1 protein-coding gene is annotated in these 2611 nt (G+C 65.4%); it reads right to left on the bottom strand.

Going from position 1 to position 2611, the window contains the following annotated elements:
- Window positions 1-1313 precede the first annotated feature (1313 nt).
- Window positions 1314-2611: L,D-transpeptidase family protein (locus HMPREF1136_RS10010; protein ID WP_009649231.1), on the bottom strand; the 1298-nt coding region annotated here is incomplete at its 5' end.

Raw genomic sequence — 2611 nt, 5'->3', positions numbered from 1 at the left:
TGGATTCGCCCAAATCGCAGACCACCTCACCCACAACAGCCCATTTTTGCCGTTTTTCGGCGAGGTGGTCTGCACTTTGGGCGGCACTTCCCTTATGAGAGTCACTCGTGCCGGCGATGCGTCGATTCGATGCTTCTCATGCCACCACCACCCCCAAACCGCCCGGGCAGCGGGTACCACAGGGCACGAGAGTGTAGCTCCAGTGCCCAACGGCGGCCAGGTCCAAAGCTGATGCCCCGTGGCCACAGCGCAAACAACGAGTGGAGCACCAGACCGCGCGCGGGCCCGACATTTAGCGATGCAACACGGCAACACCACGTGTCCAATAGCCCAAGGCTCCCTTGGATAGCTGTCCAACAATGTGCATGCATTTTCCCTGTCAACCTTTCAAGCATTGAAATAGGGGGGTCGCATTTCCAACGTTTCTGGGCATTGTTGAATGCTGGCTCGGGGAATTGCATGCGACTTTTGTGTGGTGCGCACCTTCCGGCCCCTGTGGGGTGGGAGGCTGGGCCTGATTGACTGGCTCACCACGACCGTCCCCCTTCCGGCCCCTGTGCGGTGGGAGGCTGGTGTGGCTGTGGGCGTGGGTGTGGGCATGTGGTCGGGGTGTTCGCGGTCTGACGCCATTCTGCGCTCGCACGTTAGCCCCCTGTTCCGCGCGCTAACCGGCTATTCCGCACGCGGGCCGCCTGTTCTGCATGCGGGCGGGGTTGCCCAGGTTCGGAATAGCGGGTCCACGTGCGGATGAGACAGGCCAGGCTCGGAATAGCAGGCCCACGTGCGGACGAGAAGGCAAGGTACGAACCCAGCAACACGACATGCCCTATAAGCCGAAGGATGGACAAATCGTGTTGCTGGGGTGGTGACTTGTCGGCTGTGCGGCGCGGGAAAGTCGCTGTTGTGGGTGGTCGTGTTTGCCGTGTTTCTGGATTCGCCCAAATCGCAGACCACCTCACCCACAACAGCCCATTTTTGCCGTTTTTCGGCGAGGTGGTCTGCACTTTGGGCGGCATGCTCCTTATGAGTGCCGCGCGTGCCGGTGATGCGTCGATTCGACGCTTCTCATGCCACCACGACCCCAACCACCCAGGCGGCAGATACCACAGGGCGCGAGAGTGCAGCTCCAGTGCCCAACGGCGGCCAGCAGCAACGCCGACGCCGAGTCCGAGGCCGTAAGGCGGGTCGTAATGGCAAGGTGAAACCACAATGGCGAGGCCGGGACAGCCTCCGATATCCGGAAGGCTAGCCCCGGCCTCGTCGCGCTGAGCGGTAGGCCATCGGTAAACCGTCAGTAGACCATCAGCAGACCGTCAGTAGACCGTCACGTAGGTCCCCGATGGGATCGTGTCGTGCAGCCACTTGGCGTCCTCGTAGCGCAGGCGCACGCAGCCGTGGGAGACGTGCCCGCCGAGGGTGCCGTCCATCACGGTCATGGTGCCCTCGTAGTAGAGAATCGAGTGGAACAGGTAGTCGCCGTAGAACTGGGTCCACCAGTACGCCGTGTACCCGTGCCCGAAGGAGGAGCCTCGGTTCTTGATGGTGAAGGTACCGGTGACGGTCGGGGTGGAGGACTTGCCGACGGAGCAGGGCATGTCGGTGAGTGGCTGCCAGGAGTTCGCCGCCCAGTAGAACGTCATGCAGTGCGGGGCGCTCGTGTCGACGACGACCAGGTAGTTCGTGGGACTGTAGAGGGTCTTTGCATAGTTCCAGTCGGCCTCGAAGCCGGAGCGGCCGGACACCCAGAAGCCGTCCCACCGGTCGAAGTAGTTCCAGCTGCCGTCGACCATCGCCCAGGCGGTCGCCATCGCCCCGCCGGAGTCCGGCCTCAGGTAGTACCACTTCGCGCCTTGCTGCAGCCAGCCGGTGGCCATAGCCCCAGAGCTGCCCAGGTAGTACCAGGAGCCTCCGTCGCTGACCCAGCCGGTGCGCATGGCGCCGCTGGCATCCGCGTAGTACCAGGTGTCGCCGGCCTTGAACCATCCGGTGGCCATGGCCCCGGATTCGCCCAGGTAGTACCAGGCCCCCGCCCGTACCCACGTGGACGCGCTCATCGCGCCGGAGGCATCGAGGTGGTACCAGGTGCCGTCGACCTTGGTCCAGCCGGTGGCCATCGCGCCGCCCGCGTCCGGGTTCAGGTAGTACCGGGTGCCGCCGGAGACCTGCCAGCCGGTGACCATGGCTCCGGAGTCGGATAGGAGGTACCACGAGCCGTCCCGGTACCAGCCGGTGCGCACGCCGTTCTCGGTTGATGCGTACCAGGTGCCGTCGGGCGCGCGGTACCAGCCGACCGGAACGAAGCCGTCGGTGTTGAAGGCGTAGCGCATGCCGCCGACCTCGAAGACTCCGTCCTTGAGCCATGTGCCGTCGGCACTTTCGTAGCGCCAGCCTTCGGCGTGGTGCACCCACTGGGAGGTGGCGGGTGCCGGTGGTTCGGGTTCGGTGGGATTATCCGGCGTGGGTTCGGCGGGGTCGCCCGGTTCGGGCTGCGCCGGGTCGGGCGTCGGGGGAGCGTCGTCCGACGAGGCAGGGGTGTCCTCGGGCGTCGCGGGGGCGGTCCGGTCGGGGGTGGCCTCGGGCGAGGCGGGGGATGCCTCGGGCGTGGCTGGGG

Origin of the sequence: Actinomyces sp. ICM47 (assembly GCF_000278725.1) — a bacterium.
Classification (GTDB): Bacteria; Actinomycetota; Actinomycetes; order Actinomycetales; family Actinomycetaceae; genus Pauljensenia.
Note: the sequence above shows the minus strand (reverse complement) of the source record. Positions and strands in the feature narration are given on the sequence as shown.